Source organism: Hoeflea sp. TYP-13, from assembly GCF_040932035.1.
In the GTDB taxonomy this organism is placed as follows: domain Bacteria; phylum Pseudomonadota; class Alphaproteobacteria; order Rhizobiales; family Rhizobiaceae; genus Hoeflea_A.
On record NZ_JBFRBB010000002.1, the window covers coordinates 1 to 25480 of the forward strand.

The window sequence follows — 25480 nt, forward strand, 5'->3', positions numbered from 1 at the left end:
ATACATCGACTTGGAGCAAAGAACATTGCAAACCATCGACAACCCGTTCGGCACGAGGTTGTCACCCATGTCTTAGGTACGTTCTGTTACCTATGTCTCCGGGTCGGACAGGAGATTGCTGGTGCCCCCGGACGGACTTGAACCGCCGACCCCCTGATTACAAATCAGGTGCTCTACCAACTGAGCTACAAGGGCAACGCGCTGCAATTAGCATAATCCTTGGGTGTGTAAAGTAAAATAAACGCGAAATTCACTCTTTGGGTTAAGGTGAGCGCACTTGCGTGAGACAGCCGCTTTGCAGCGGCCGGCTGGAAAGCACTCCTCAGAAGTCAACTACCGGTGGCCTGACCTAAGAAAATCGGCTCAAACTTCGTAGAAATACGGATTGGCAGCAGTCAACTGTGGCCGTTATGACATGCGCAGCCCCGAGGGAGTTGTCATGAATATTGCCGCCTGGCTTGCAAGAACCGCGCTGATTTCTCCGGACAAACCTGCACTCCTTTCCGGAACGAGCGTTGTCGCCAACTACGCGGAATTTGCCCGGCGCGTTCGGGCAATTGCCGGAACACTTTTCAATGTGCAGGGTGTGAACCCCGGCGATCGGGTTGCCATATTTGCCGGCAACTCGGTCAACTATCTGGAGGCGCTCTATGGCATCTGGCACGCCGGAGCTGTCGCCGTTCCCATCAACGCCAAGCTGCACCCGGCCGAAGCGGCCTGGATCGTTCAGGATGCGGATGCGCGTGTGCTGTTTGCCGACAACAAATATGTAGCCGACTTGTCGCAACGCCTTTCAGGCAGCGATTGCCGTATCATTGCCATCGATGATGAGAGTTTTGATCAGTTTCGTTGCGGGCCCGAGCTTGAGGCTCCCGTGCCGAAAAACGATGACGATATGGCCTGGCTGTTTTATACGTCAGGCACAACAGGCAAGCCAAAGGGCGTGATGCTATCGAACGGCAATCTGCAGGCGATGGCTTTGACCTATTTTGTCGATGTGGACGATGTTTATTCCGAGGACGCCATTTTGTACGCAGCGCCGATGTCACATGGCGCCGGCATCTACAATTTCCAGCACGTCCTGAAAGGCGCCCGCCATGTCGTGCCACCGTCCGGCGGGTTTGAACCGGCGGAGATATTCGACCTCGCGGCCCGGCTGAAAAATGTCCATTTCTTTGCAGCACCGACCATGGTGCGCAGGCTGATCGACTTGGCACGCGCCAGCGGCGCAGACGGTGACGGAATCAAGACAATCGTCTATGGCGGCGGTCCGATGTATCTGGAAGATATCGTTGAAGCCGTGGACGTGCTCGGCCCCCGTTTCTGTCAGATCTACGGCCAGGGCGAATCGCCGATGACAATTACCGCATTGCCGCGCGAAACGGTGGCTGACCGAAATCATCCGCGATGGAAGGAACGACTGGCTTCGGTCGGCAGGGCACAATCCTGTGTGGAGGTGCGTATCGCCGACGGGGAGGGCGATACCGTTCCCGCCGGAACCACCGGCGAGATACTTGTCAGGGGCGCTCCGGTTATGGCGGGTTACTGGAACAACCCTTCGGCGACCGCTGAAACCCTGCGCGACGGCTGGCTGTGGACCGGTGACATGGGCAGCATGGACGAAGACGATTTTCTGACCCTCAAGGACCGTTCAAAGGACGTGATCATTTCCGGCGGCAGCAACATCTATCCGCGGGAGATTGAAGAGGTACTGCTTCAACATCCCGATGTCCGTGAAGTAAGCGTCGTGGGTAAGGAGCATGCCGACTGGGGAGAAGTGGTGGTGGCCTTTGTCGTAGCCGGCAACGAAGGAAGTATCGATGCCGGAACACTTGATGCGCACTGCCTCGATCATATCGCCCGTTTCAAGCGGCCGAAGGAATACCGCTTCCTGCGGGAATTGCCGAAAAACAACTACGGTAAGGTGCTCAAGACTGAACTGCGCCTGATGCTTCAGACAAAGGACGGAACGAAAAATGACTGATCGGTTTCTTGAAGGAAAAACGGCGCTGGTAACCGGATCGACACAGGGCATTGGTCTGGCGATCGCCACGGCACTTGGAGAAGCAGGATGCAGGGTGGCGGTTCATGGCCTTGGCGATGCCGGGATTGTCAAAAAAGCAACCGACACCGTCGTTGACGCCGGTGCAAGTGACGTCCGGCATTTCGATGCGAATTTCATGGATCCCGACGCGATCGAGGTAATGATGCGGCAGGTCGCCGATTGGGGCGATATCGATATTCTCGTCAACAATGCCGGCATCCAGAAGACAACGCCGCTCGAAGATGCGGACACCGGGACCTGGAACAGCATATTGGCCGTCAACCTTTCGGCTGCATTTCACACGATGCGGCTGGCGATGCCGTCCATGAAGGAGAGGGGATATGGCCGAGTCGTCAACATCGCCTCGGTGCACGGTCTTGTCGCCTCGCGTGACAAGGCGCCATATGTTGCTTCGAAATACGGACTTGTGGGTCTGTCGAGGACGGCGGCTCTGGAATATGCGGATGCCGGCAATCGTCAGTCAGGCGGCGTGACCGTCAATTGCATCTGTCCCGGCTGGACGGAAACCGAGCTGATCGAACCGCAGGTTCAGGCCCGCACACAGCAACTGGGCGGAGGGCGCGAGGCGGGTGTTGCGGATCTGCTGCGCGAAAAACAGCCCTCGCTGCGCATGTCGGATCCCTCAGAAATCGGCGCGCTTGCCGTGTGGCTGTGTCACAGGCATGCACACAATTTGACAGGGACCGCAATCCCCATCGATGGCGGCTGGACGGCCCAGTAGATCAGGAGCCGAGATAATTGCGTGCGGCGTATAGCGATATGGCTGCCGCGTTGGAAACGTTGAGGGATTTGATGGCGCCCGGCATGTCGAGACGCGCAAGCGCCTTGACGGTCTGTCGGGTTTTCTGGCGCAGGCCTTTGCCTTCGGCGCCAAGGACAAGCGCGATGCGCTTGCCGGAGAAGGTTTTTTCAAGCTGCTCCGGTCCTTCCGAATCGAGCCCGATTGTTTCAAAACCGAGCGCGTTTAGTTCTTCGATGGCCTCGGCCAGATTGACCACCTGAATATGCGGGATGAGCTCCAGCGCGCCCGAGGCTGATTTTGCAAGCACACCCGATTCCTGCGGGCTGTGGCGCATCGTGGTCACGAGGGCGCCGGCGTCCAGTGCAACCGCGGACCGCATGATAGCGCCGACATTGTGCGGATCGGTTACCTGATCGAGAACCAGCAGCAGGGAGCAGTCCTTGAGTTCGGAAATCGGCCGGGGTCGAAGCGGTTTTGCTTCCACCATGACGCCCTGGTGGATGGCATCAGCGGAGAGCAACTTGTCGATGGCTTGCGGTGCGACCAGCTCGACTGGGAAGGGCAGGGATTGAGGGGCTGATATATCAAGCCTGGCAAGCGCATTGCGTGTCGCCAGCATGCGCATGATCGTGCGGTCCGGATTGCCCATCGCGGCTCTGACCGTATGCAGCCCGTAGAGAAGAACCTGATCGGGCAATAGCGGACGCCCCTTGTTGCCCCGAGCCTCCTGCTTGGCCGTAACCTGTGCCGCCTTGGCGTCCCGATAGGCCCTGCGGCGCTTCGCGTACTGGCTGTCGCGCTCTTTGCGGTCTTCTGATTTGTCGTCGGTCATGGCGGGCTCTTATAGAGGCGTAGCGGGTTTTGGCAACGCATTTCGTCGTCAATCTGCCGGACAAAAAACATACATTCGCACAAACAGGAAAATTTCATCAAATGCGTGTTGACAGAAACAGGCGGTGCCTTCATAACCCCGGCGCAGATTCACCGGTCATTGCTTCGGTGAATTGGTCAAATGCCTTGTCACTTGACCCCGTCAGTGGAATTGGAGGGGTGCCTGAGCGGTTAAAAGGGGCGGACTGTAAATCCGTTGGCTATGCCTACGCTGGTTCGAATCCAGCCCCCTCCACCACTTCCCACTGACTGCTTGCGGGTATAGCTCAATGGTAGAGCAGCAGCCTTCCAAGCTGAATATGCGGGTTCGATTCCCGCTACCCGCTCCAGTATCCGCATTGTCATTGCCGTAGAATACGACCGGTTCACAATCGCCGGGCGCAAGCCCTTGGATTTGTCCGCCGTGGCACTCAATTCGTGTCGGGGAATCGGTTCGCATGGGATGTGAATTCGCCACAATTGAAAATCAATGTAGTATGAAGCGGCCCGGCATCTGACAAACAACCGCTAAACGCTTGTCGCGGCGTCGAAACTGGCCATTGGCCTCACTAAGGGGCCTTCAGAGGGTGCAAACAGCAACGGCACCTGCAATTTGGTCTTGCTTCGAAGCGCTGAAAGCCGTATTTGGCCTTCGATCATCTGGGTTTGCTTCGCCAGGAGCACCCGATCTTGAACGCCTTAGTGCAACCTTTGAGTATGACAGGACTGGAAAATCATGGCGAAAGGCAAATTTGAACGTAACAAGCCGCACGTGAACATCGGCACGATTGGTCACGTTGACCACGGCAAGACGTCTTTGACGGCGGCGATCACGAAGTACTTTGGCGACTTCAAGGCCTATGACGAGATTGACGGTGCGCCGGAAGAGAAGGCGCGCGGCATCACCATTTCGACGGCGCATGTTGAGTATGAGACGGAGAACCGTCACTACGCCCACGTCGACTGCCCCGGCCACGCTGACTATGTGAAGAACATGATCACGGGTGCGGCGCAGATGGACGGTGCGATTTTGGTTGTTTCGGCTGCCGACGGTCCGATGCCGCAGACGCGCGAGCACATTCTGCTTGCCCGTCAGGTTGGTGTTCCTGCGATTGTTGTCTTCCTCAACAAGGTTGACCAGGTTGACGACGAAGAGCTTCTCGAGCTTGTCGAGATGGAAGTTCGCGAGCTTCTCGACACCTATGAGTTCCCGGGCGACGACATTCCGATCGTCAAGGGATCTGCCTTGGCTGCGCTTGAGGACAAGGACAAGACGATCGGCGAAGACGCTGTTCGCGAGCTGATGGCCCAGGTTGACGCGTACATTCCGACGCCGGAGCGGCCCATCGACCAGCCGTTCCTGATGCCGATCGAGGATGTGTTTTCGATTTCCGGCCGCGGCACGGTTGTGACCGGCCGTGTTGAGCGTGGCATCATCAATGTCGGCGACGAGATTGAGATTGTCGGCATCAAGGACACGTCGAAGACGACCTGCACGGGTGTTGAGATGTTCCGCAAGCTTCTTGACCAGGGTCAGGCCGGCGACAACATCGGCGCACTGCTTCGCGGTGTTGACCGTGACGGTGTTGAGCGCGGTCAGGTTCTTTGCAAGCCCGGTTCTGTTACGCCGCACACCAAGTTCAAGGCTGAGGCCTACATTCTGACGAAGGAAGAGGGTGGCCGTCACACGCCGTTCTTTACCAATTACCGTCCTCAGTTTTATTTCCGCACGACGGACGTGACCGGTGTTGTCACGCTTCCAGAAGGCACGGAAATGGTGATGCCCGGCGACAACGTCACGGTTGACGTTGAGCTGATCGTGCCGATTGCGATGGAAGAAAAGCTGCGCTTCGCCATCCGCGAAGGCGGCCGTACCGTCGGCGCCGGCATCGTCGCAAGCATCACTGAATAAAGAGCACACGCAAACGCGCCGGTCCGTCCGGCGCGTTTTGTTAAAGCGGGCAACAATATATGCGCCGGGTTGACCTGGCGCATTTTGCATCGCTGACTGAGGTCCCGGAGCGCATTGAACAGGATCGAAATTTTTGTGCTGCTGCGGTGAACTTGATGCTTGAACCGGACTGCAAATGCGGTTAAACCGCCACTCGGCCTTAGGGGTATAGCTCAGTTGGTAGAGCGACGGTCTCCAAAACCGTAGGTCGGGAGTTCGAGCCTCTCTGCCCCTGCCATTTGCACCAACCGAATCATCTGAAATTTGCGCGCCGACAAATGCGGTGCGAGGAGCATTTCGGTTTTCCGGTACAAGTGAAAGACTGGTCGTGGATCGGGCGTAAGCTCTTGAACGGATCGAACAGGGTCACCAATTGTTGAAATAATTCGTCAATTACCTCTTGTGATTTTTGGAATCGGCGATTATTAAGGAAAAAAACAGACACGCGGCGCGTGGGGCTGGCCGGTCCTTTTTACGCGCCGTAAATGCGTGAGCGGCTTATGGCATCAAAAACTAACCCATTTACGTTTCTGCAGCAGGTCCGCGCTGAAACGTCCAAAGTGACATGGCCTTCAAGGCGGGAGACGATGATCTCCACGCTGATGGTGCTTGTCATGGTGATCCTGGCAGCGGCATTTTTCTTTGCGGCCGATCAGCTTTTGGGCTGGCTCGTCGGGCTGGTTCTTAACGTTGGCGGATAGTGCGGGCAGGAGACTCTAATGGCGGCGCGTTGGTACATCGTCCACGCATACTCGAATTTTGAGAAGAAGGTTGCCGATTCCATCGAGGAGCAGGCGCGTTCAAAAGGGCTCGACCACCTTTTTGAAAAAATTCTCGTGCCGACGGAAAAAGTTGTAGAAGTGCGCCGCGGCCGCAAGGTTGATTCCGAGCGCAAGTTTTTTCCGGGCTATGTGATGGTGAGGGCGGACCTTACCGATGAGGCCTATCACCTCATCAAGAACACGCCCAAGGTCACGGGCTTTTTGGGGTCGGACAACAAGCCGGTTCCGATTCCCGATTCGGAAGCCGAGGCGATCCTCACCCAGATCCAGGAAGGTGTCGATCGGCCGAAACCGTCAATCTCCTTCGAGATCGGCGAGCAGATCCGTGTTTCCGATGGTCCGTTTGCATCCTTCTCCGGCACGGTGCAGGAGGTGGATGAGGAACGCTCCAGGCTGAAGGTGGAGGTATCCATCTTCGGACGCGCTACACCGGTCGAACTTGAATACGCTCAGGTCGAAAAGGTCTGACCGTTCTGCAGGACTATCCTGCACCCCGCGTGGGAGATGTTGAGGGCTAAGCCGGCCCTTAAAATCGAACCACGCAACCGCAGCCGCCGGAATTCCGGCAACGGCCGGTATGCAGGCAAGCCTGTGCCGGCCCGCAAACATGAGACGGATCCGTTCATTCAGATCCAAATGTAAAGGCAGAGAGAGAAATGGCTAAGAAAATAGCAGGTCAGCTCAAGCTGCAGGTCCCGGCAGGCGCCGCAAACCCGTCGCCGCCCATCGGCCCTGCGCTTGGTCAGCGTGGCATCAACATCATGGAATTCTGCAAGGCCTTCAATGCGGCTACGCAGGAGATGGAAAGAAACGCGCCGATCCCGTGCATCATCACCTACTACCAGGACAAGTCCTTCACCTTCACGATGAAGCAGCCTCCTGTCAGCTACTTCCTGAAAAAGGAAGCCAAGCTGAAGTCCGGCTCCGGCGAGCCTGGCCGTACCACGGCAGGATCGATAACAAAGGCGCAGGTCCGCACCATTGCAGAAGCAAAAATGCAGGATCTGAATGCAGCCGATGTCGAAGGCGCAATGGCCATGGTCGAGGGCTCTGCCCGTTCCATGGGGCTGGAAGTGACGGGATAAGAACATGGCCAAGCTAGCAAAACGTACTCAGAAGGTCCGTGACGGTATCGAGCCGACAAAGCTCTACGAACTGACCGAAGCCGTATCGCTCGTCAAGGAACGTGCGACGGCCAAATTCGATGAAACCATCGAAGTCGCAATGAACCTCGGTGTTGATCCGCGTCACGCTGACCAGATGGTCCGTGGTGTTGTCAATCTGCCGAACGGAACCGGCCGTTCAGTTCGCGTCGCCGTATTTGCACGCGATGCCAAGGCGGATGAAGCCAAGGCTGCCGGTGCTGACATAGTTGGCGCCGAAGAACTGGTCCAGGCAGTGCAGGGCGGTCAGATCGATTTCGACCGCTGCATCGCGACACCGGACATGATGCCGCTGGTCGGCCGCCTCGGTAAGGTGCTTGGCCCGCGCGGCATGATGCCGAACCCGAAGGTTGGCACGGTGACTGCGGATGTGACGGCAGCCGTTAACGCCTCCAAGGGTGGCGCAGTCGAATTCCGCGTAGAAAAGGCCGGTATCGTCCAGGCCGGTGTCGGCAAGGCTTCGTTCGATGAAAAGGCCATCGAAGAAAATATCCGCGCCTTTACCGATGCGGTCATGAAGGCAAAGCCGAGCGGCGCGAAAGGCAACTATGTCAAGCGCGTCGCAATCTCGTCGACGATGGGCGCCGGCGTAAAGATCGATCCCTCCAGCCTGGCATCTGCCTGAGCTGTTGCGTGAATTTTGACCGGCTTGATCCGGTCTAACAAGTTTTCTGGCCTTCGGGCCGGAAAATCCGGGCCTAAAAACCCGGAACTCCTGTCCGAGATTGCGGGTGGTTAGCCTTAATCACTTTGCCCGCATGAGACGGGTAAGATCCGAAATTTCGTGCGCGTTGCGCACCGCGTTTCGGTTCGAGCCTTCTTTGCCTTGCGTCAGATCATCCGGTCTGGCTCGAGGGGACAGGATCCTCAAGCGTCGCTTGCGGGTCGCGAATGGCCCCATGCGGCAAGGCAAAACCCGACAGGATCCATTGTGGACCTGTCAACTGGAGAGTGGCAGTGGAAAGAGCGGAAAAACGCGAATTCGTCACATCACTGAACGAGGTCTTCAAGACCACAGGTTCCGTCGTTGTGGCCCACTATGCTGGCCTTTCGGTTGCGCAGATGAACGATCTTCGTTCGAAAATGCGTGAAGCCGGAGGCACGGTCAAAGTCGCGAAGAACCGCCTGGCCAAAATTGCTCTTCAGGGCACGGAAGCGGAAGGGATTTCCAGTCTCTTTCAGGGACAGACCGTCATTGCTTACAGCGATGATCCTGTCACAGCTCCGAAAGTCGCCGTCGAATTCTCCAAGGCCAACGAAAGTCTCGTTGTCCTCGGTGGAGCGATGGGGGCAACCGAGCTCGACGCGGACGGCGTTAAGGCACTTGCCTCGCTGCCGTCACTCGACGAGCTGCGTGCGAAGATTGTCGGCATGATCAACACGCCTGCAACCCGCATCGCACAGGTTGTCAACGCACCGGCAGGTCAGCTTGCCCGTGTGATGAATGCTTATGCCCAGAAGGACGAAGCCGCCTAGGCGCAACTTCGCTGTTCAAACCAGTTCGAACCGAACGTTTAAGGAAACAAAATCATGGCTGATCTTGCTAAGATCGTTGAAGACCTTTCAAACCTGACTGTCCTGGAAGCTGCTGAGCTTTCCAAGATGCTCGAAGAGCATTGGGGCGTTTCTGCCGCTGCACCGGTTGCCGTTGCAGCTGCTGGCGGTGCTGGCGGCGAAGCCGCTGCTGCCGAAGAAAAAGACGAGTTTGATGTTGTTCTGACCGCCGCTGGCGACAAGAAAATCAACGTCATCAAGGAAGTTCGCGGCATCACGGGCCTCGGCCTGAAAGAAGCCAAGGACCTCGTCGAAGGCGCACCGAAGGCTGTCAAAGAAGCCGTTTCCAAGGCTGAAGCCGAGGAAATCAAAGGCAAGCTCGAAGCAGCAGGTGCTTCTGTCGAGCTTAAGTAAGCGGTATCACCGTTTTGGGGCGGGGCCGTATTACGGCTCCGCTTCCGGCGTTGTTATACCGTTGGACCGATTACCCAAGGGCCCGAAAACGGCCCTTGGGTAATGGGTTCTCTAAGACCCTTTATTCGAAGCCCCCTGGCCAGAGGCTTCGTCAATTGCAGGCCCGGATGCAAGATACAAGGAGCGACGATGGCTCAGACCCTTTCGTTTAACGGTCGCAGGCGCGTACGCAAGTTTTTTGGTAAGATCCCCGAGGTCGCCGAGATGCCGAACCTGATTGAGGTTCAAAAAGCATCTTACGACCAGTTTCTCATGATTGACGAACCCGAAGGCGGGCGTCCGGATGAAGGGCTGCAGGCTGTTTTCAAGTCTGTGTTCCCGATTTCCGATTTTTCCGGCGCTTCCATGCTGGAATTCGTCTCCTACGAGTTCGAACTGCCTAAGTTCGACGTCGAAGAGTGCCGGCAGCGCGACCTGACCTATGCGGCGCCGCTGAAGGTTACGCTTCGCCTGATCGTGTTCGATATCGACGAAGATACCGGCGCCAAGTCCATCAAAGACATCAAGGAACAGAATGTCTATATGGGCGACATGCCGCTGATGACCGACAACGGTACGTTCATCGTCAACGGCACCGAGCGCGTTATCGTTTCGCAGATGCACCGTTCCCCGGGCGTCTTTTTCGACCACGACAAGGGCAAGAGCCACTCTTCCGGCAAGCTGCTGTTTGCCGCCCGCGTCATTCCCTATCGTGGCTCCTGGCTCGACATCGAGTTTGACGCCAAGGACATCGTCCACGCCCGTATCGACCGCCGCCGCAAGATCCCGGCGACGTCGCTGCTCATGGCATTGGGTATGGATGGCGAGGAAATTCTCGACACGTTCTACAGCCACTCGATCTACACCCGTGAAGGCGATGGCTGGCGTATTCCGTTCCAGCCGGACGTCCTCAAGGGGACCAAGGCACTGGCTGATCTGATCGATGCCGACAGCGGCGAAGTGATTGCCGAAGCCGGCAAGAAGCTGACCCCGCGTTTCCTGCGTCAGCTTGATGAAAAGGGCGTCAAAGCCCTGAAGTCCACCGACGAAGACCTTTATGGCACATACCTTGCTCGCGATATCGTCAACATGGAAACCGGTGAGATTTATCTGGAAGCCGGTGACGAGCTTGATGAAAAGACGCTGCCGGTTCTGATCGAAGCCGGATTTGAGGAAATCCCGATCCTCGACATCGACCACGTCAATGTCGGCGGATACATCCGCAATACGCTTTCTGCCGACAAGAACGAAAGCCGCCAGGATGCGCTGTTCGACATCTACCGGGTCATGCGCCCGGGTGAGCCGCCGACAATGGATTCGGCTGAAGCGATGTTCAACTCGCTGTTCTTCGACGCCGAGCGCTACGACCTTTCTTCCGTCGGCCGCGTCAAGATGAACATGCGTCTCGACCTTGATGCCGAGGACACGGTTCGCGTGTTGCGCAAGGAAGATATCCTTGCCGTGGTCAAGACCCTTGTTGAGCTGCGTGACGGTAAGGGCGAGATCGACGACATCGACAACCTCGGCAACCGGCGTGTCCGCTCGGTCGGCGAGCTGATGGAAAATCAGTATCGTCTGGGCCTGCTGCGCATGGAACGCGCAATCAAGGAGCGCATGTCCTCGATCGAAATCGATACGGTCATGCCGCAGGATCTGATCAACGCCAAGCCGGCCGCCGCCGCCGTGCGCGAGTTCTTCGGATCCTCGCAGCTGTCGCAGTTCATGGACCAGGTGAACCCGCTCTCCGAAATCACCCACAAGCGCCGCCTTTCGGCTCTTGGGCCGGGTGGTCTGACCCGCGAGCGTGCGGGCTTTGAAGTGCGCGACGTTCATCCGACCCACTACGGCCGCATCTGCCCGATTGAAACGCCGGAAGGCCCGAACATCGGTCTGATCAACTCGCTGGCCACCTTTGCCCGCGTCAACAAATACGGCTTCATTGAAAGTCCGTACCGCCGCATTGTCGACGGTAAGGTCACCAATGACGTGATGTATCTGTCGGCGATGGAGGAGGCCAAATACCACGTGGCCCAGGCCAACGCGATCCTCAACGACGACGGTTCGTTCGTCGATGAGTTCGTCGTCTGCCGCTATGCCGGTGACGTGATGCTCGCACCGCGCGATTCCGTCGATCTGATGGACGTTTCGCCGAAGCAGCTCGTTTCGGTCGCTGCGGCGCTTATTCCGTTCCTTGAAAATGACGACGCCAACCGTGCCCTCATGGGCTCGAACATGCAGCGGCAGGCCGTGCCGCTGGTGCGCGCCGAAGCGCCGTTCGTCGGTACCGGCATGGAGCCGGTCGTCGCGCGCGATTCCGGTGCCGCCATTGCGGCCAACCGCACCGGTGTTGTCGACCAGGTTGATGCGACACGTATCGTTATCCGGGCCACCGAGGAGCTCGACCCGTCGAAGTCCGGCGTCGATATCTACTCGTTGCAGAAGTTCCAGCGTTCGAACCAGAACACCTGCATCAACCAGCGTCCGCTGGTCAATGTCGGCGACCGGATCCACAAGGGCGACATCATCGCCGACGGACCGTCCACGGATCTCGGCGATCTGGCGCTCGGCCGCAACGTGCTCGTGGCCTTCATGCCCTGGAACGGCTACAACTACGAGGATTCGATCCTTCTTTCCGAGCGGATCGTTCGCGACGATGTCTTCACCTCGATCCATATCGACGAGTTTGAAGTCATGGCCCGCGACACCAAGCTCGGACCGGAAGAAATCACCCGCGATATTCCCAACGTTTCGGAAGAGGCTCTGAAGAACCTCGACGAGGCCGGCATTGTATATATCGGTGCCGAGGTCGCTCCGGGCGATATTCTGGTCGGCAAGATCACGCCGAAGGGTGAAAGCCCGATGACGCCGGAAGAAAAGCTTCTGCGCGCCATCTTCGGTGAGAAGGCGTCGGATGTCCGCGACACCTCGATGCGCATGCCGCCCGGCACTTTCGGGACGGTAGTTGAAGTACGCGTGTTCAACCGTCACGGCGTCGAAAAAGACGAACGCGCCATGGCCATCGAACGCGAGGAAATCGAGCGTCTTGCAAAAGACCGCGACGACGAGCAGGCCATTCTCGACCGTAACGTCTACGGCCGTCTTTCCGACATGCTCGCCGGCAAGAAAGCCATTGCAGGTCCGAAGGGCTTCAAGAAGGGCACCAAGCTCGACGCTGAAATTATGCAGGAATATCCCCGCTCGCAGTGGTGGATGTTCGCTGTTGAGAGCGAGAAGCTTCAGGGTGAAGTCGAAGCGCTGCGCGCCCAGTATGACGAATCCAAGAAGCGCCTTGAACAGCGTTTCATGGACAAGGTCGAAAAGGTCCAGCGCGGTGACGAGATGCCTCCGGGCGTCATGAAGATGGTCAAGGTCTTCGTTGCCGTGAAGCGTAAAGTGCAGCCCGGCGACAAGATGGCCGGCCGTCACGGCAACAAGGGCGTAATCTCCCGCATCGTCCCGATCGAAGACATGCCGTTCCTCGACGATGGCACCCATGTGGACATCGTTCTGAACCCGCTCGGTGTGCCTTCGCGCATGAATGTCGGCCAGATCCTCGAAACCCATCTGGGTTGGGCCTGCGCCGGTATGGGCCAGCGCATCGGCGACATGCTTGAAGTCTATAAGGACGGCGGCGACATCAAGCCGCTGCGCAAGACAATCGATGACGTCATTGGTTCGGGTCCGAAGGGTGAACCGATCTCCAAATATGACGATGATTCGATTGTTCGCCTTGCCGAACAGACCAAGCGTGGCGTGTCCATCGCGACGCCGGTGTTTGATGGTGCCGTCGAAGCCGATGTCAACGATATGTTGCTGAAGGCCGGTCTCAACGAATCCGGTCAGTCGACACTATACGACGGACGTACGGGCGAAACATTCGACCGTCAGGTGACTGTCGGCTACATCTACATGCTGAAGCTGAACCACCTGGTTGACGACAAGATCCACGCCCGTTCGATCGGACCGTACTCGCTTGTTACCCAGCAGCCGCTGGGCGGTAAGGCACAGTTCGGTGGACAGCGCTTCGGTGAGATGGAGGTCTGGGCGCTTGAAGCCTACGGCGCCGCCTACACGCTGCAGGAAATGCTGACCGTCAAGTCCGACGACGTCGCCGGCAGAACCAAGGTCTACGAGGCCATCGTCCGCGGTGACGATACCTTCGAGGCCGGAATTCCCGAGAGCTTCAACGTTCTCGTCAAGGAAATGCGTTCGCTCGGCCTCAACGTCGAACTGGAAAACACCCGCATCGACACAGAGTTGGATGAGGATGCGGAACAGCTGCCCGACGCAGCTGAATAAGATGGTGCAGCGCGCCGCCTGAGGCTGGCGCGCTGCTTTCCGGCAATGTCCGGAAAGTCAAAACCAAAGGCGGCAGAAGTTTTAGACGGTACGTGGGAATGCAGGCACAGCCACAGTACCGTCTGCAAAGGGGCAATGCCCCACGAAGGAGACAGGCATGAACCAAGAGGTCATGAACCTTTTCAACCCGCAGACGCCGGTGCAGACCTTCGATTCCATCCGGATTTCGATTGCGTCCCCGGAAAAGATCCTCTCCTGGTCCTATGGCGAGATCAAGAAGCCGGAGACGATCAACTACCGCACGTTCAAGCCCGAGCGTGACGGTCTTTTCTGCGCACGCATCTTCGGCCCGATCAAGGACTACGAATGTCTTTGCGGCAAGTACAAGCGGATGAAGTACAAAGGCATCATCTGCGAAAAGTGCGGTGTTGAAGTCACGCTCTCGCGGGTTCGCCGCGAGCGCATGGGGCACATCGAACTGGCTGCACCCGTTGCGCATATCTGGTTCCTGAAGTCGCTTCCGAGCCGCATCGGCACGCTGCTCGACATGACGCTCAAGGACATTGAACGTGTTCTTTATTTTGAGAACTACATTGTCACCGAACCCGGTTTGACATCGCTTAAGGAAAACCAGCTTCTTTCCGAAGAAGAGTACATGCTCGCCGTCGATGAGTTCGGTGAGGACGCCTTTACCGCCATGATCGGTGCGGAAGCTATCTTCGAGCTTCTGGCGGCAATGGATCTTGAAAAGATCGCCGTCGATCTGCGCGATGAGCTGGCGGCTACATCATCGGAACTCAAGACCAAGAAGCTGATGAAGCGGCTGAAGCTGGTCGAGAACTTCATTGAATCCGGCAACCGTCCGGAGTGGATGATCCTGAAAGTTGTTCCGGTCATTCCTCCGGATCTGCGTCCGCTCGTCCCGCTCGATGGCGGCCGGTTCGCGACATCCGATCTCAACGACCTTTACCGTCGTGTGATCAACCGTAACAACCGCCTCAAGAGGCTGATCGAACTGCGCGCGCCGGGTATCATCATCCGCAATGAAAAGCGCATGCTGCAGGAATCCGTCGACGCCCTGTTCGACAACGGCCGTCGCGGCCGCGTCATCACCGGCGCCAACAAGCGTCCGCTGAAATCGCTGTCCGACATGCTCAAGGGCAAGCAGGGCCGCTTCCGGCAGAACCTTCTGGGCAAGCGCGTCGACTATTCCGGCCGTTCGGTCATCGTGACCGGCCCGGAACTGAAGCTGCATCAGTGCGGCCTGCCGAAGAAGATGGCGCTCGAGCTGTTCAAGCCGTTCATCTATGCGCGTCTTGACGCCAAGGGCTATTCCTCCACGGTCAAGCAGGCCAAGAAGCTGGTTGAAAAGGAAAAGCCGGAAGTCTGGGATATCCTCGACGAGGTTATCCGCGAACACCCGGTTCTCCTCAACCGCGCGCCGACATTGCACCGTCTGGGCATTCAAGCATTTGAGCCGACACTTGTTGAAGGCAAGGCCATTCAGTTGCATCCGCTCGTCTGTACGGCGTTTAACGCCGACTTCGACGGAGACCAGATGGCGGTTCACGTGCCGCTCTCGCTGGAAGCCCAGCTTGAAGCCCGCGTGCTGATGATGTCGACCAACAACATTCTGCACCCGGCAAACGGCGCACCGATCATCGTTCCGTCGCAGGACATGGTTCTCGGCCTCTATTACCTTTCGATCGTGAACGAGAACGAGCCCGGCGAAGGCATGGTCTTTGCCGATATGGGTGAGTTGCATCACGCACTTGAAAACAAGGTCGTAACGCTGCATGCCAAGATCAAGGGACGCTTCAAGTCCGTTGACGAGGAGGGCAACGAGACGTCCGAAATTCACGAGACGACTCCTGGCCGCATGATCATCGGCGAGCTGCTGCCGCGCAATGCGAACGTGCCGTTCGATATCTGCAACCAGGAAATGACCAAGAAGAACATCTCCAAGATGATCGACACGGTCTACCGTCACTGCGGTCAGAAAGAGACGGTTATTTTCTGCGACCGCATCATGCAGCTCGGCTTCGGTCATGCCTGCCGCGCCGGCATTTCGTTCGGCAAGGACGATATGGTCATTCCGGCAGCCAAGGCCGAAATCGTCAACGAGACCGAGATGCTCGTGAAGGAATACGAGCAGCAGTACAATGACGGTCTCATCACCCAGGGCGAAAAGTACAACAAGGTTGTCGACGCCTGGGGCAAGGCGACCGAAAAAGTCGCCGACGAAATGATGGGCCGGATCAAGGCGGTCGAGTTTGACGATGATGGCCGTCAGAAGCCGATGAACTCGATCTACATGATGAGCCACTCCGGTGCACGTGGATCGCCGAACCAGATGCGCCAGCTTGGCGGCATGCGCGGCCTGATGGCCAAGCCGTCCGGCGAGATCATCGAGACGCCGATCACTTCGAACTTCAAGGAAGGCCTGACCGTGAACGAGTACTTCAACTCGACGCACGGTGCCCGTAAGGGTCTCGCAGACACCGCCCTGAAGACCGCGAACTCCGGATACCTGACCCGCCGTCTTGTCGACGTTGCGCAGGACTGCATCGTCACGCAAAACGATTGCGGCACCGAAAACGGCCTGACAATGACGGCGATCGTCGATGCCGGCCAGGTGGTTGCTTCGATCGGACAGCGCGTCCTCGGACGTACGGCCCTTGAAGACGTCGTGCATCCGCAGACCGGTGACGTGCTGGTCGCTGCCGGCACGATGATCGAGGAACCGGATGTCGTGTCGATTGAGGCAGCAAATGTCCAGTCGGTGAAGATCCGCTCGGCTCTGACCTGTGAAGTCCAGAGCGGCATTTGCGGAACCTGCTACGGCCGCGACCTTGCACGCGGAACCCCGGTCAACATCGGTGAGGCGGTCGGCGTTATTGCCGCGCAGTCCATCGGTGAGCCCGGTACCCAGCTGACCATGCGTACCTTCCACCTTGGCGGTACCGCAACCGTGGTCGACCAGTCGTTCCTGGAAGCCTCCTATGAGGGTACGGTTCGCATCAAGAACCGCAACATCCTACGCAACTCGGATGGCAATCTCGTTGCAATGGGACGTTCCATGTCGGTTCAGATCCTCGACGAGCAGGGCGTAGAGCGTTCGTCTCAGCGCGTGGCCTACGGTTCGCGGATCTTCGTCGACGATGGTGACACCGTGAAGCGCGGACAGCGCCTCGCCGAGTGGGATCCGTACACGCGGCCGATGATGACCGAGGTTGCCGGTACGGTCGAATTCGAAGACGTCGTCGACGGCGTATCGGTTTCGGAGTCGACCGACGAGACAACCGGTATCACCAAGCGTCAGGTAATCGATTGGCGTTCGACGCCGCGTGGCGCCGACCTCAAGCCCGCGATCATCATCAAGGGCAAGGACGGCAAGGTTGCCAAGCTCTCAAGGGGTGGCGAAGCACGCTTCCTTTTGTCAGTGGATGCCATTCTGTCGGTCGAGCCCGGCTCGAAGGTTTCGGAAGGCGACGTTCTTGCGCGTGTTCCGCTGGAAAGCGCCAAGACCAAGGACATCACCGGTGGTCTGCCGCGTGTTGCCGAACTGTTCGAAGCGCGCCGTCCGAAGGACCATGCCATCATCGCTGAGATTGATGGAACGATCCGCTTCGGTCGCGACTACAAGAACAAGCGCCGTATCGTGATCGAGCCGCAGGAAGATGGTGCCGAGCCCGTGGAATATCTCATTCCGAAGGGCAAGCCGTTCCACCTGCAGGATGGTGATGCCATCGAAAAGGGTGATTACATCCTCGACGGCAATCCGGCACCGCACGATATCCTTGCCATTAAGGGTGTCGAGGCTCTGGCTTCCTATCTCGTCAACGAGATCCAGGAAGTTTATCGCCTGCAGGGCGTTCTCATCAACGACAAGCACATCGAAGTGATTGTCCGCCAGATGTTGCAGAAAGTCGAAATCACCGATTCCGGCGACTCCGCTTACATCGTCGGTGACAATGTCGATCGCATCGAGCTAGATATCGCCAATGAGCGCCTTGCCGAAGAAGGCAAGAAGCCTGCGGTCGGCGATCCGGTCCTGCTTGGCATCACCAAGGCATCGCTGCAGACGCCGTCCTTCATTTCGGCGGCTTCCTTCCAGGAAACCACCAAGGTTCTGACGGAAGCAGCCGTTGCCGGCAAGATGGATGCCCTTCAGGGTCTGAAGGAAAATGTCATTGTCGGCCGGTTGATCCCGGCAGGTACGGGCGGCGCGATGAACCAGATCCGCCGCATCGCCACCTCGCGCGACGACCTGATCCTGGAAGAGCGCAAGAAGACCTCCGGTGTGGAAGACGCGGGCCCGATGCTCGCCGATCTCTCCGCCGAGGCCGAAAAGGTGCCGGCGAGCGAATAGGGCTCAAACAGGTTGAAGACAAAAAACCCCGGCAGATTTTGCCGGGGTTTTTCGTTTTGGCCCGCAAAGCGGTCGGTGCGTAGCTGTCTACATCGTAATGATCGCTATTTCGCCTTCCATGGCGCCCTGGTAAGCCGATGCATAGGGCTCTTCATCCGGCATGCCGTCGAGTACGCCGATCTGATCCAGTTCCGCCTCTTCATAGCCTTCCTGCGCCAGGGCATTGAGCGCCTCGCGCACGGCCGTATCGTCGTCGGGTGCTGTCAACAGAATGTGAATGTCCATGGGTTCGTCTCCCTTTCTCTCGAAGGCTCTGCCAATGATGACAAATACGGTTGCGTCTTCGCCGTCTTCATACTGGGATGCGTTCATCAGGAGACTCTCGCTGTTGATTTGCAGGCTAAGTGATTCCCCGATTCCCGCAGAATGAAACCGGGCAGGGGAGTTGTGTGGACTCTTGTGCTATTTTCTGGCCCGGTCCGCAAGAAAATGAGTGACGAATCAGGTCGATTTGGCTCCAATTGATCACTTTGACCGCGTATTGGGCGCCTTGGGGAGATTATTTGCCCCAGGCACTTGACGACTTCCCGGCAAATAAGTATCTAGCGGCCACCAGAGCCGATGTGAGGCTGGCTGGTTCGGGATGACTCGTCCTGAAGTTCGCCTCAAACACGGTTCTAAACGCACGTTGATACAAAATGCTGCATGCATGACACGGGTTACATCGTGTCCTCTGCGATTTTGGGGGCAAGCCGCCGTTGCGCGGATTTGCCCGTTTGCGCATGGAATGAACGTGCAAAAGAGCGCCCGAAAGGGCATACGCAAGGTTTTGTTTAAAAGGAAGGTTGAATGCCTACCGTAAACCAGCTGATCCGCAAACCGCGCCAGGCGCCGGTTAAGCGAAACAAGGTTCCGGCTCTCGAGGCCAATCCGCAGAAGCGTGGTGTTTGCACCCGCGTCTACACAACGACCCCGAAGAAGCCAAACTCGGCTTTGCGTAAGGTTGCCAAGATCCGTTTGACCAACGGCTTCGAGGTTATTGGATACATCCCCGGCGAAGGTCACAATCTTCAGGAGCACTCGGTCGTCATGATCCGTGGTGGTCGTGTGAAGGACCTTCCGGGTGTGCGTTACCACATTATTCGTGGCGTTCTCGATACGCAGGGCGTCAAGGATCGCAAACAGCGCCGTTCGAAATATGGCGCCAAGCGTCCGAAGTAAGAACCAATAGTTCGGGTCGTGGCGCAGGGGCGCCGCGCATCCGACGGTAGTTGAGAGACAAGAGCATGTCGCGACGTCACAGTGCAGAAAAACGCGAGATCAACCCGGATCCGAAATTCGGCGATCTGGTGGTCACCAAATTCATGAACGCCATCATGCTGGACGGCAAGAAGTCCGTTGCAGAGCGGATCGTCTATGGCGCCTTCGATGTGATCGAAGAAAAAACCAAGCAGGAGCCGGTTGGCACGTTCCACTCCGCTCTGGAAAATGTTGCGCCGCAGGTTGAGGTTCGCTCCCGCCGTGTTGGTGGTGCAACCTATCAGGTTCCTGTCGATGTCCGCCCGGAACGCCGTCAGGCTCTCGCCATCCGCTGGCTCATCACCGCCGCGCGCAACCGCAACGAGTCAACCATGGTCGATCGCCTTTCCGGCGAACTCATGGATGCTGCGAACAATCGCGGCAACGCCGTTAAGAAGCGTGAAGACACGCACAAGATGGCCGACGCCAACCGCGCTTTCTCGCACTATCGCTGGTAACCGGTCGGACACGACATTTGCATTGAAAGGCATTTGATATGTCACGCGAATACGCAATTGAAGATTATCGCAACTTCGGCATCATGGCGCACATTGACGCCGGCAAGACGACGACGACTGAGCGTATCCTGTACTACACGGGCAAGTCTCATAAAATCGGCGAAGTGCATGACGGTGCCGCAACCATGGACTGGATGGAGCAGGAGCAGGAGCGTGGCATCACGATCACCTCTGCCGCGACAACCACGTTCTGGAAGGGCCGCGATGGCAGCATGCGCCGCTTCAACATCATCGACACGCCCGGACACGTCGACTTCACCATTGAAGTTGAGCGTTCGCTCCGCGTTCTTGACGGTGCGGTAGCGCTTCTCGATGCCAATGCCGGTGTTGAGCCGCAGACCGAAACGGTCTGGCGTCAGGCTGACAAGTATAATGTCCCGCGCATGATCTTCTGCAACAAGATGGACAAGATCGGCGCCGACTTCTACCGCTCGGTCGAGATGGTCGGCTCGCGCCTCGGTGCAATCCCGGTCGTCATGCAGTTGCCGATCGGTGCGGAAAGTGACTTCAAGGGCGTTGTCGATCTGATTGAGATGAACGCTCTGGTGTGGCGCGACGAGTCGCTCGGCGCCCAGTGGGACGTTGTGGAAATTCCGGAAGACCTGAAAGAAAAGGCCGAGGAATACCGCGAAAAGCTCATCGAGACCGTAGTCGAGATCGACGAAGCTGCGATGGAAGCCTACCTGGAAGGCAACATGCCGACCAACGATGAAATCCGCGCCCTCGTGCGTCAGGGTACCATCAATGTGGACTTCTATCCGATGTTCTGCGGCAGCGCGTTCAAGAACAAGGGCGTCCAGCCGCTTCTCGACGCCGTTGTCGAGTACCTGCCGAGCCCGGTCGACATTCCTGCCATCAAGGGCATCGATGTGAAGACCGACGAGGAAATTAGCCGCGTCGCTTCCGACGATGAGCCGCTTTCCATGCTTGCGTTCAAAGTCATGAACGACCCGTTTGTCGGCTCGCTCACCTTTGCCCGCATCTATTCCGGCAAGATCGAAAAAGGTTCTTCGGTCATGAATACGGTCAAGGAAAAGCGCGAACGCGTTGGCCGTATGCTGCAGATGCACTCCAACAGCCGTGAAGACATCGACGTTGCCTATGCAGGCGACATCGTAGCGCTGGCCGGTCTTAAGGAGACAACCACGGGCGATACGCTCTGCGATGCGCTGAAGCCGGTCATTCTCGAGCGGATGGAATTCCCTGATCCGGTTATCCAGATCGCCATCGAGCCGAAGACCAAGGGCGACCAGGAAAAGATGGGCATCGCGCTCAACCGCCTGGCGGCCGAAGATCCGTCCTTCCGCGTCAAGTCGGATGAGGAATCTGGTCAGACCATCATCGCCGGCATGGGTGAGCTTCACCTCGATATCCTCGTCGACCGCATGAAGCGCGAATTCAAGGTCGAGGCCAATGTGGGCGCACCGCAGGTGGCCTACCGCGAAACCATCACCCGGGAAGCCGAAATCGACTACACCCACAAGAAACAGTCCGGTGGTTCGGGTCAGTTCGCGCGCGTCAAGATCATCTTCGAACCCAATCCCGAAGGCGAAGAGTTCGAATTCGTTTCGAAGATCGTCGGCGGCAACGTTCCGAAGGAATACATTCCCGGCGTTCAAAAGGGTATCGAAAGCGTTCTTTCTTCCGGTCCTCTGGCTGGCTTCCCGATGTTGGGTGTGAAAGCCACGCTCGTCGACGGTGCCTATCATGACGTTGACTCTTCGGTTCTCGCCTTTGAGATCGCCTCCCGCGCCGCCTTCCGTGAAGGTGCGCAGAAGGCCGGCGCTCAGCTTCTCGAGCCGATCATGAAGGTCGAAGTGGTTACGCCGGAAGATTATGTGGGCGACGTCATCGGTGACCTGAACTCCCGCCGAGGTCAGATCCAGGGCCAGGAAGTTCGCGGTATTGCCGTTGTCATCAACGCCCATGTGCCGCTGGCGAACATGTTCAAATACGTGGACAACCTGCGTTCGATGTCACAGGGCCGTGCCCAGTACTCCATGCAGTTCGACCACTACGCACCGGTGCCGTCCAACGTGGCACAGGAAATTCAGGAAAAGTACGCCTGATCGCGGTCTGAGTAAGAAAACAGTAATGCAATTAGCCCTTTAACCGGGCACGGAAACACGGAGAGCCGAAAATGGCGAAAGGCAAATTTGAACGTAACAAGCCGCACGTGAACATCGGCACGATTGGTCACGTTGACCACGGCAAGACGTCTTTGACGGCGGCGATCACGAAGTACTTTGGCGACTTCAAGGCCTATGACGAGATTGACGGTGCGCCGGAAGAGAAGGCGCGCGGCATCACCATTTCGACGGCGCATGTTGAGTATGAGACGGAGAACCGTCACTACGCCCACGTCGACTGCCCCGGCCACGCTGACTATGTGAAGAACATGATCACGGGTGCGGCGCAGATGGACGGTGCGATTTTGGTTGTTTCGGCTGCCGACGGTCCGATGCCGCAGACGCGCGAGCACATTCTGCTTGCCCGTCAGGTTGGTGTTCCTGCGATTGTTGTCTTCCTCAACAAGGTTGACCAGGTTGACGACGAAGAGCTTCTCGAGCTTGTCGAGATGGAAGTTCGCGAGCTTCTCGACACCTATGAGTTCCCGGGCGACGACATTCCGATCGTCAAGGGATCTGCCTTGGCTGCGCTTGAGGACAAGGACAAGACGATCGGCGAAGACGCTGTTCGCGAGCTGATGGCCCAGGTTGACGCGTACATTCCGACGCCGGAGCGGCCCATCGACCAGCCGTTCCTGATGCCGATCGAGGATGTGTTTTCGATTTCCGGCCGCGGCACGGTTGTGACCGGCCGTGTTGAGCGTGGCATCATCAATGTCGGCGACGAGATTGAGATTGTCGGCATCAAGGACACGTCGAAGACGACCTGCACGGGTGTTGAGATGTTCCGCAAGCTTCTTGACCAGGGTCAGGCCGGCGACAACATCGGCGCACTGCTTCGCGGTGTTGACCGTGACGGTGTTGAGCGCGGTCAGGTTCTTTGCAAGCCCGGTTCTGTTACGCCGCACACCAAGTTCAAGGCTGAGGCCTACATTCTGACGAAGGAAGAGGGTGGCCGTCACACGCCGTTCTTTACCAATTACCGTCCTCAGTTTTATTTCCGCACGACGGACGTGACCGGTGTTGTCACGCTTCCAGAAGGCACGGAAATGGTGATGCCCGGCGACAACGTCACGGTTGACGTTGAGCTGATCGTGCCGATTGCGATGGAAGAAAAGCTGCGCTTCGCCATCCGCGAAGGCGGCCGTACCGTCGGCGCCGGCATCGTCGCAAGCATCACTGAATAAAAAGCACACGCAAACGCGCCGGTCCATCCGGCGCGTTTTGCAAAACCGGCGGCATAGATCCGCAAAGACAACGAGAATTGGACTGATTTTCAGTCCTTAAACTAAGGATAAGTCGAATGAACGGCCAGAATATCCGTATCCGCCTCAAGGCGTTTGATCATCGGATTCTCGATGCCTCCACGCGTGAAATCGTGTCGACGGCCAAGCGCACGGGCGCAAGTGTGCGCGGACCAGTTCCGCTTCCTACACGGATTGAAAAATTCACGGTCAACCGGTCGCCGCACATCGACAAGAAGAGCCGCGAACAGTTCGAGATGCGGACGCACAAGCGTCTTCTCGACATCGTTGACCCGACACCCCAGACAGTCGATGCGCTTATGAAGCTCGACCTGGCCGCCGGTGTTGATGTGGAAATCAAGCTTTAACGAGTGTCTCTGGGGCTGGTTGCGAAAAAACCGATACGGGACCTTCGCGCAAGACCAGACCCAAACTACGACAAGGACGAACCAATGCGTTCAGGTGTGATAGCACAGAAAGTGGGAATGACCCGGGTCTACAATGACGCCGGCGAGCATGTTCCGGTGACGGTATTGCGTCTCCAGAACTGCCAGGTCGTTGCCCAGCGTACAGAAGATAAGAACGGTTACACCGCAGTTCAGCTCGGTGTTGGTATTGCCAAGGCCAAGAACACCTCCAAGGCCATGCGCGGTCACTTTGCCGCTGCAAAGGTAGAGCCGAAGGCGAAACTGGCCGAATTCCGGGTGACCGCCGACAACATGATCGACATCGGCGCCGAAATCACCGCCGAGCACTTTGTCGCCGGCCAGCTTGTCGATGTGACGGGCACGTCTGTCGGTAAGGGTTTTGCCGGTGCCATGAAGCGTCATAACTTTGGCGGCCTGCGCGCAACCCACGGTGTTTCGATTTCACACCGTTCGCATGGTTCAACCGGTCAATGTCAGGATCCGGGCAAGGTTTTCAAAGGCAAGAAAATGGCCGGTCATATGGGCAACACCCGTGTGACCACGCAGAACCTTGAAGTCGTTTCGACGGACACCGATCGTGGACTGATCCTCGTCAAGGGCGCCGTTCCCGGTTCCAAGGGCTCCTGGATCATCGTCAAGGATGCAATCAAGGCACCCGTTCCGGACAACGCTCCGAAGCCGGCAGCATTGCGTGCAGCAGCTGCAGCCGACAACGCTCCGGCCGAAGAAGTAAGTGAGGGAGCCGAGTAATGGATCTTAAGGTAACAACCCTCGAAGGGAAGGCCGCCGGCAAGGTATCGCTGTCCGACAGCGTATTCGGCCTTGAGCCGCGCCAGGACATCCTTCAGCGCATGGTTCGCTGGCAGCTTGCACGCAAGCAGCAGGGAACACACAAGACCAAGGGCCGTTCGGAAATTTCCCGCACCGGCGCCAAGATGTTCCGCCAGAAGGGTACGGGCCGTGCTCGTCACTCCTCTGCACGCGCACCTCAGTTCCGCGGCGGTGGTAAGGCACATGGACCGGTTGTTCGCAGCCATGAGCATGGCCTGCCGAAGAAAGTCCGCGCACTGGCACTTCGCCATGCGCTTTCCGCGAAGCTTCGCGATGAAAGCCTGATCGTCGTTGACGAACTGGCTGCCAAGGAAGCCAAGACGAAGCTGCTCACCGGTTCGCTTGAAAAGCTTGGCCTTTCAAACGCGCTGTTCATTGGTGGCGCCGAGCTGGACGACAACTTCAAGCTCGCCGCGCAGAACATTCCGAATGTGGATGTGCTGCCGGTCCAGGGCATCAACGTGTACGACATTCTGCGCCGCGGAAAGCTGGTCCTTTCCAAGGCCGCAGTAGAAGCTCTCGAGGAGCGGTTCAAATGACGGATCTTCGCCACTACGACGTGATCACCTCGCCGGTGATCACTGAAAAATCGACGCTGGTCTCCGAGCAGAACCAGGTTGTTTTCAATGTCGCAAAGACGGCAACGAAGACTGAAATCAAGGCCGCGGTCGAAGCATTGTTCGGCGTCAAGGTTAAGGCTGTCAACACGCTCGTTCGCAAAGGCAAGGTTAAGCGGTTCCGCGGAACCATCGGCCGGCAGAGCGACGTCAAGAAGGCGATTGTCACGCTGGTCGACGGTGAATCCGTTGACGTGACAACCGGTCTTTGACGGCAAGCCCA

The 25480-nt window shown here is 57.6% G+C and carries 21 protein-coding genes and 4 tRNA genes; 22 read left to right on the plus strand and 3 right to left on the minus strand.

Annotated features, from left to right (window positions below):
- Positions 1–119 precede the first annotated feature (119 nt).
- Positions 120–195, minus strand: a tRNA-Thr gene (locus ABVT35_RS10180).
- Between the two features lie 244 nt (positions 196–439).
- Between ABVT35_RS10180 and ABVT35_RS10185 the strand changes: the two genes are divergently transcribed.
- Complete coding sequence (locus ABVT35_RS10185) at positions 440–1984, plus strand: class I adenylate-forming enzyme family protein (protein WP_368466311.1); 1545 nt, start codon at positions 440–442, stop codon at positions 1982–1984.
- Positions 1977–2786, plus strand: coding sequence for a 3-hydroxybutyrate dehydrogenase (locus ABVT35_RS10190; RefSeq protein ID WP_368466312.1), 810 nt, complete (start codon positions 1977–1979; stop codon positions 2784–2786). Before ABVT35_RS10185 ends, ABVT35_RS10190 begins: the two co-directional genes overlap by 8 nt.
- A gap of 1 nt (position 2787) precedes the next feature.
- Here the strand turns inward: ABVT35_RS10190 and ABVT35_RS10195 are convergent, their stop codons facing one another.
- A complete protein-coding gene (locus ABVT35_RS10195; RefSeq protein WP_368466313.1) occupies positions 2788–3639 on the minus strand; it encodes a TrmH family RNA methyltransferase in 852 nt (283 codons plus the stop codon).
- 212 nt (positions 3640–3851) lie between these two features.
- Here ABVT35_RS10195 and ABVT35_RS10200 point away from each other — a divergent pair.
- From ABVT35_RS10200 to rpoC, 12 genes are all read left to right on the plus strand, one after another.
- A tRNA-Tyr gene (locus tag ABVT35_RS10200) sits at positions 3852–3936 on the plus strand.
- A 17-nt stretch (positions 3937–3953) separates the two neighbouring features.
- Positions 3954–4027: transfer RNA gene (locus ABVT35_RS10205), tRNA-Gly, on the plus strand.
- Between the two features lie 386 nt (positions 4028–4413).
- Positions 4414–5589 (plus strand): elongation factor Tu, encoded by a 1176-nt coding sequence (tuf, locus tag ABVT35_RS10210; protein WP_368466314.1) that lies wholly within the window; start codon positions 4414–4416, stop codon positions 5587–5589.
- Between the two features lie 201 nt (positions 5590–5790).
- Positions 5791–5866: transfer RNA gene (locus tag ABVT35_RS10215), tRNA-Trp, on the plus strand.
- Between the two features lie 262 nt (positions 5867–6128).
- Positions 6129–6329 carry a preprotein translocase subunit SecE gene (secE, locus tag ABVT35_RS10220; protein WP_368466315.1) on the plus strand — a complete coding sequence of 67 codons (201 nt, stop codon included), beginning with the start codon at positions 6129–6131 and terminating at the stop codon, positions 6327–6329.
- 18 nt (positions 6330–6347) lie between these two features.
- Positions 6348–6878, plus strand: a complete 531-nt coding sequence (gene nusG, locus ABVT35_RS10225) for a transcription termination/antitermination protein NusG (RefSeq protein ID WP_368466316.1) — start codon at positions 6348–6350, stop codon at positions 6876–6878.
- 188 nt (positions 6879–7066) lie between these two features.
- A complete protein-coding gene (rplK, locus tag ABVT35_RS10230) occupies positions 7067–7495 on the plus strand; it encodes a 50S ribosomal protein L11 (protein WP_368466317.1) in 429 nt (142 codons plus the stop codon).
- Between the two features lie 4 nt (positions 7496–7499).
- Entirely contained in the window at positions 7500–8198 is a 699-nt protein-coding gene (gene rplA / locus ABVT35_RS10235; protein WP_368466318.1) for a 50S ribosomal protein L1, read from the plus strand.
- Positions 8199–8530: 332 nt separating this feature from the next.
- Positions 8531–9049 (plus strand): 50S ribosomal protein L10, encoded by a 519-nt coding sequence (gene rplJ / locus ABVT35_RS10240; RefSeq protein ID WP_368466319.1) that lies wholly within the window; start codon positions 8531–8533, stop codon positions 9047–9049.
- Between the two features lie 54 nt (positions 9050–9103).
- Complete coding sequence (gene rplL / locus ABVT35_RS10245) at positions 9104–9481, plus strand: 50S ribosomal protein L7/L12 (RefSeq protein ID WP_368466320.1); 378 nt, start codon at positions 9104–9106, stop codon at positions 9479–9481.
- Between the two features lie 189 nt (positions 9482–9670).
- Positions 9671–13819 carry a DNA-directed RNA polymerase subunit beta gene (gene rpoB, locus ABVT35_RS10250; RefSeq protein WP_368466321.1) on the plus strand — a complete coding sequence of 1383 codons (4149 nt, stop codon included), beginning with the start codon at positions 9671–9673 and terminating at the stop codon, positions 13817–13819.
- 157 nt (positions 13820–13976) lie between these two features.
- Positions 13977–18191, plus strand: a complete 4215-nt coding sequence (gene rpoC, locus ABVT35_RS10255) for a DNA-directed RNA polymerase subunit beta' (RefSeq protein ID WP_368466322.1) — start codon at positions 13977–13979, stop codon at positions 18189–18191.
- 87 nt (positions 18192–18278) lie between these two features.
- On the opposite strand, the gene ABVT35_RS10260 is transcribed toward rpoC, so the two are convergent.
- Positions 18279–18563 carry a transcriptional regulator gene (locus tag ABVT35_RS10260; RefSeq protein ID WP_368466323.1) on the minus strand — a complete coding sequence of 95 codons (285 nt, stop codon included), beginning with the start codon at positions 18561–18563 and terminating at the stop codon, positions 18279–18281.
- 477 nt (positions 18564–19040) lie between these two features.
- On the opposite strand from ABVT35_RS10260, the gene rpsL reads away from it, so the two are divergent.
- The 8 genes from rpsL to ABVT35_RS10300 all read left to right on the plus strand — a co-directional run bounded on the left by rpsL (position 19041) and on the right by ABVT35_RS10300 (position 25469).
- Positions 19041–19412 carry a 30S ribosomal protein S12 gene (gene rpsL / locus ABVT35_RS10265; RefSeq protein ID WP_136661774.1) on the plus strand — a complete coding sequence of 124 codons (372 nt, stop codon included), beginning with the start codon at positions 19041–19043 and terminating at the stop codon, positions 19410–19412.
- Between the two features lie 65 nt (positions 19413–19477).
- Positions 19478–19948, plus strand: a complete 471-nt coding sequence (gene rpsG, locus ABVT35_RS10270; RefSeq protein ID WP_368466324.1) for a 30S ribosomal protein S7 — start codon at positions 19478–19480, stop codon at positions 19946–19948.
- 38 nt (positions 19949–19986) lie between these two features.
- Positions 19987–22077, plus strand: a complete 2091-nt coding sequence (gene fusA, locus ABVT35_RS10275; RefSeq protein ID WP_368466325.1) for an elongation factor G — start codon at positions 19987–19989, stop codon at positions 22075–22077.
- Positions 22078–22148: 71 nt separating this feature from the next.
- Entirely contained in the window at positions 22149–23324 is a 1176-nt protein-coding gene (gene tuf / locus ABVT35_RS10280) for an elongation factor Tu (RefSeq protein WP_368466314.1), read from the plus strand.
- Positions 23325–23440: 116 nt separating this feature from the next.
- Positions 23441–23749, plus strand: a complete 309-nt coding sequence (gene rpsJ / locus ABVT35_RS10285; protein ID WP_003547547.1) for a 30S ribosomal protein S10 — start codon at positions 23441–23443, stop codon at positions 23747–23749.
- Between the two features lie 84 nt (positions 23750–23833).
- Positions 23834–24559, plus strand: coding sequence for a 50S ribosomal protein L3 (gene rplC / locus ABVT35_RS10290; RefSeq protein WP_368466326.1), 726 nt, complete (start codon positions 23834–23836; stop codon positions 24557–24559).
- On the plus strand, positions 24559–25179 hold the full coding sequence (rplD, locus tag ABVT35_RS10295) for a 50S ribosomal protein L4 (protein ID WP_368466327.1): 621 nt from the start codon (positions 24559–24561) through the stop codon (positions 25177–25179). Before rplC ends, rplD begins: the two co-directional genes overlap by 1 nt.
- The gene (locus ABVT35_RS10300) at positions 25176–25469 is read left to right on the plus strand and encodes a 50S ribosomal protein L23 (protein ID WP_368466328.1); all 294 of its coding nucleotides are present in this window, start codon (positions 25176–25178) and stop codon (positions 25467–25469) included. The genes rplD and ABVT35_RS10300 overlap by 4 nt, the downstream gene beginning before the upstream one ends.
- Positions 25470–25480: the final 11 nt, after the last annotated feature.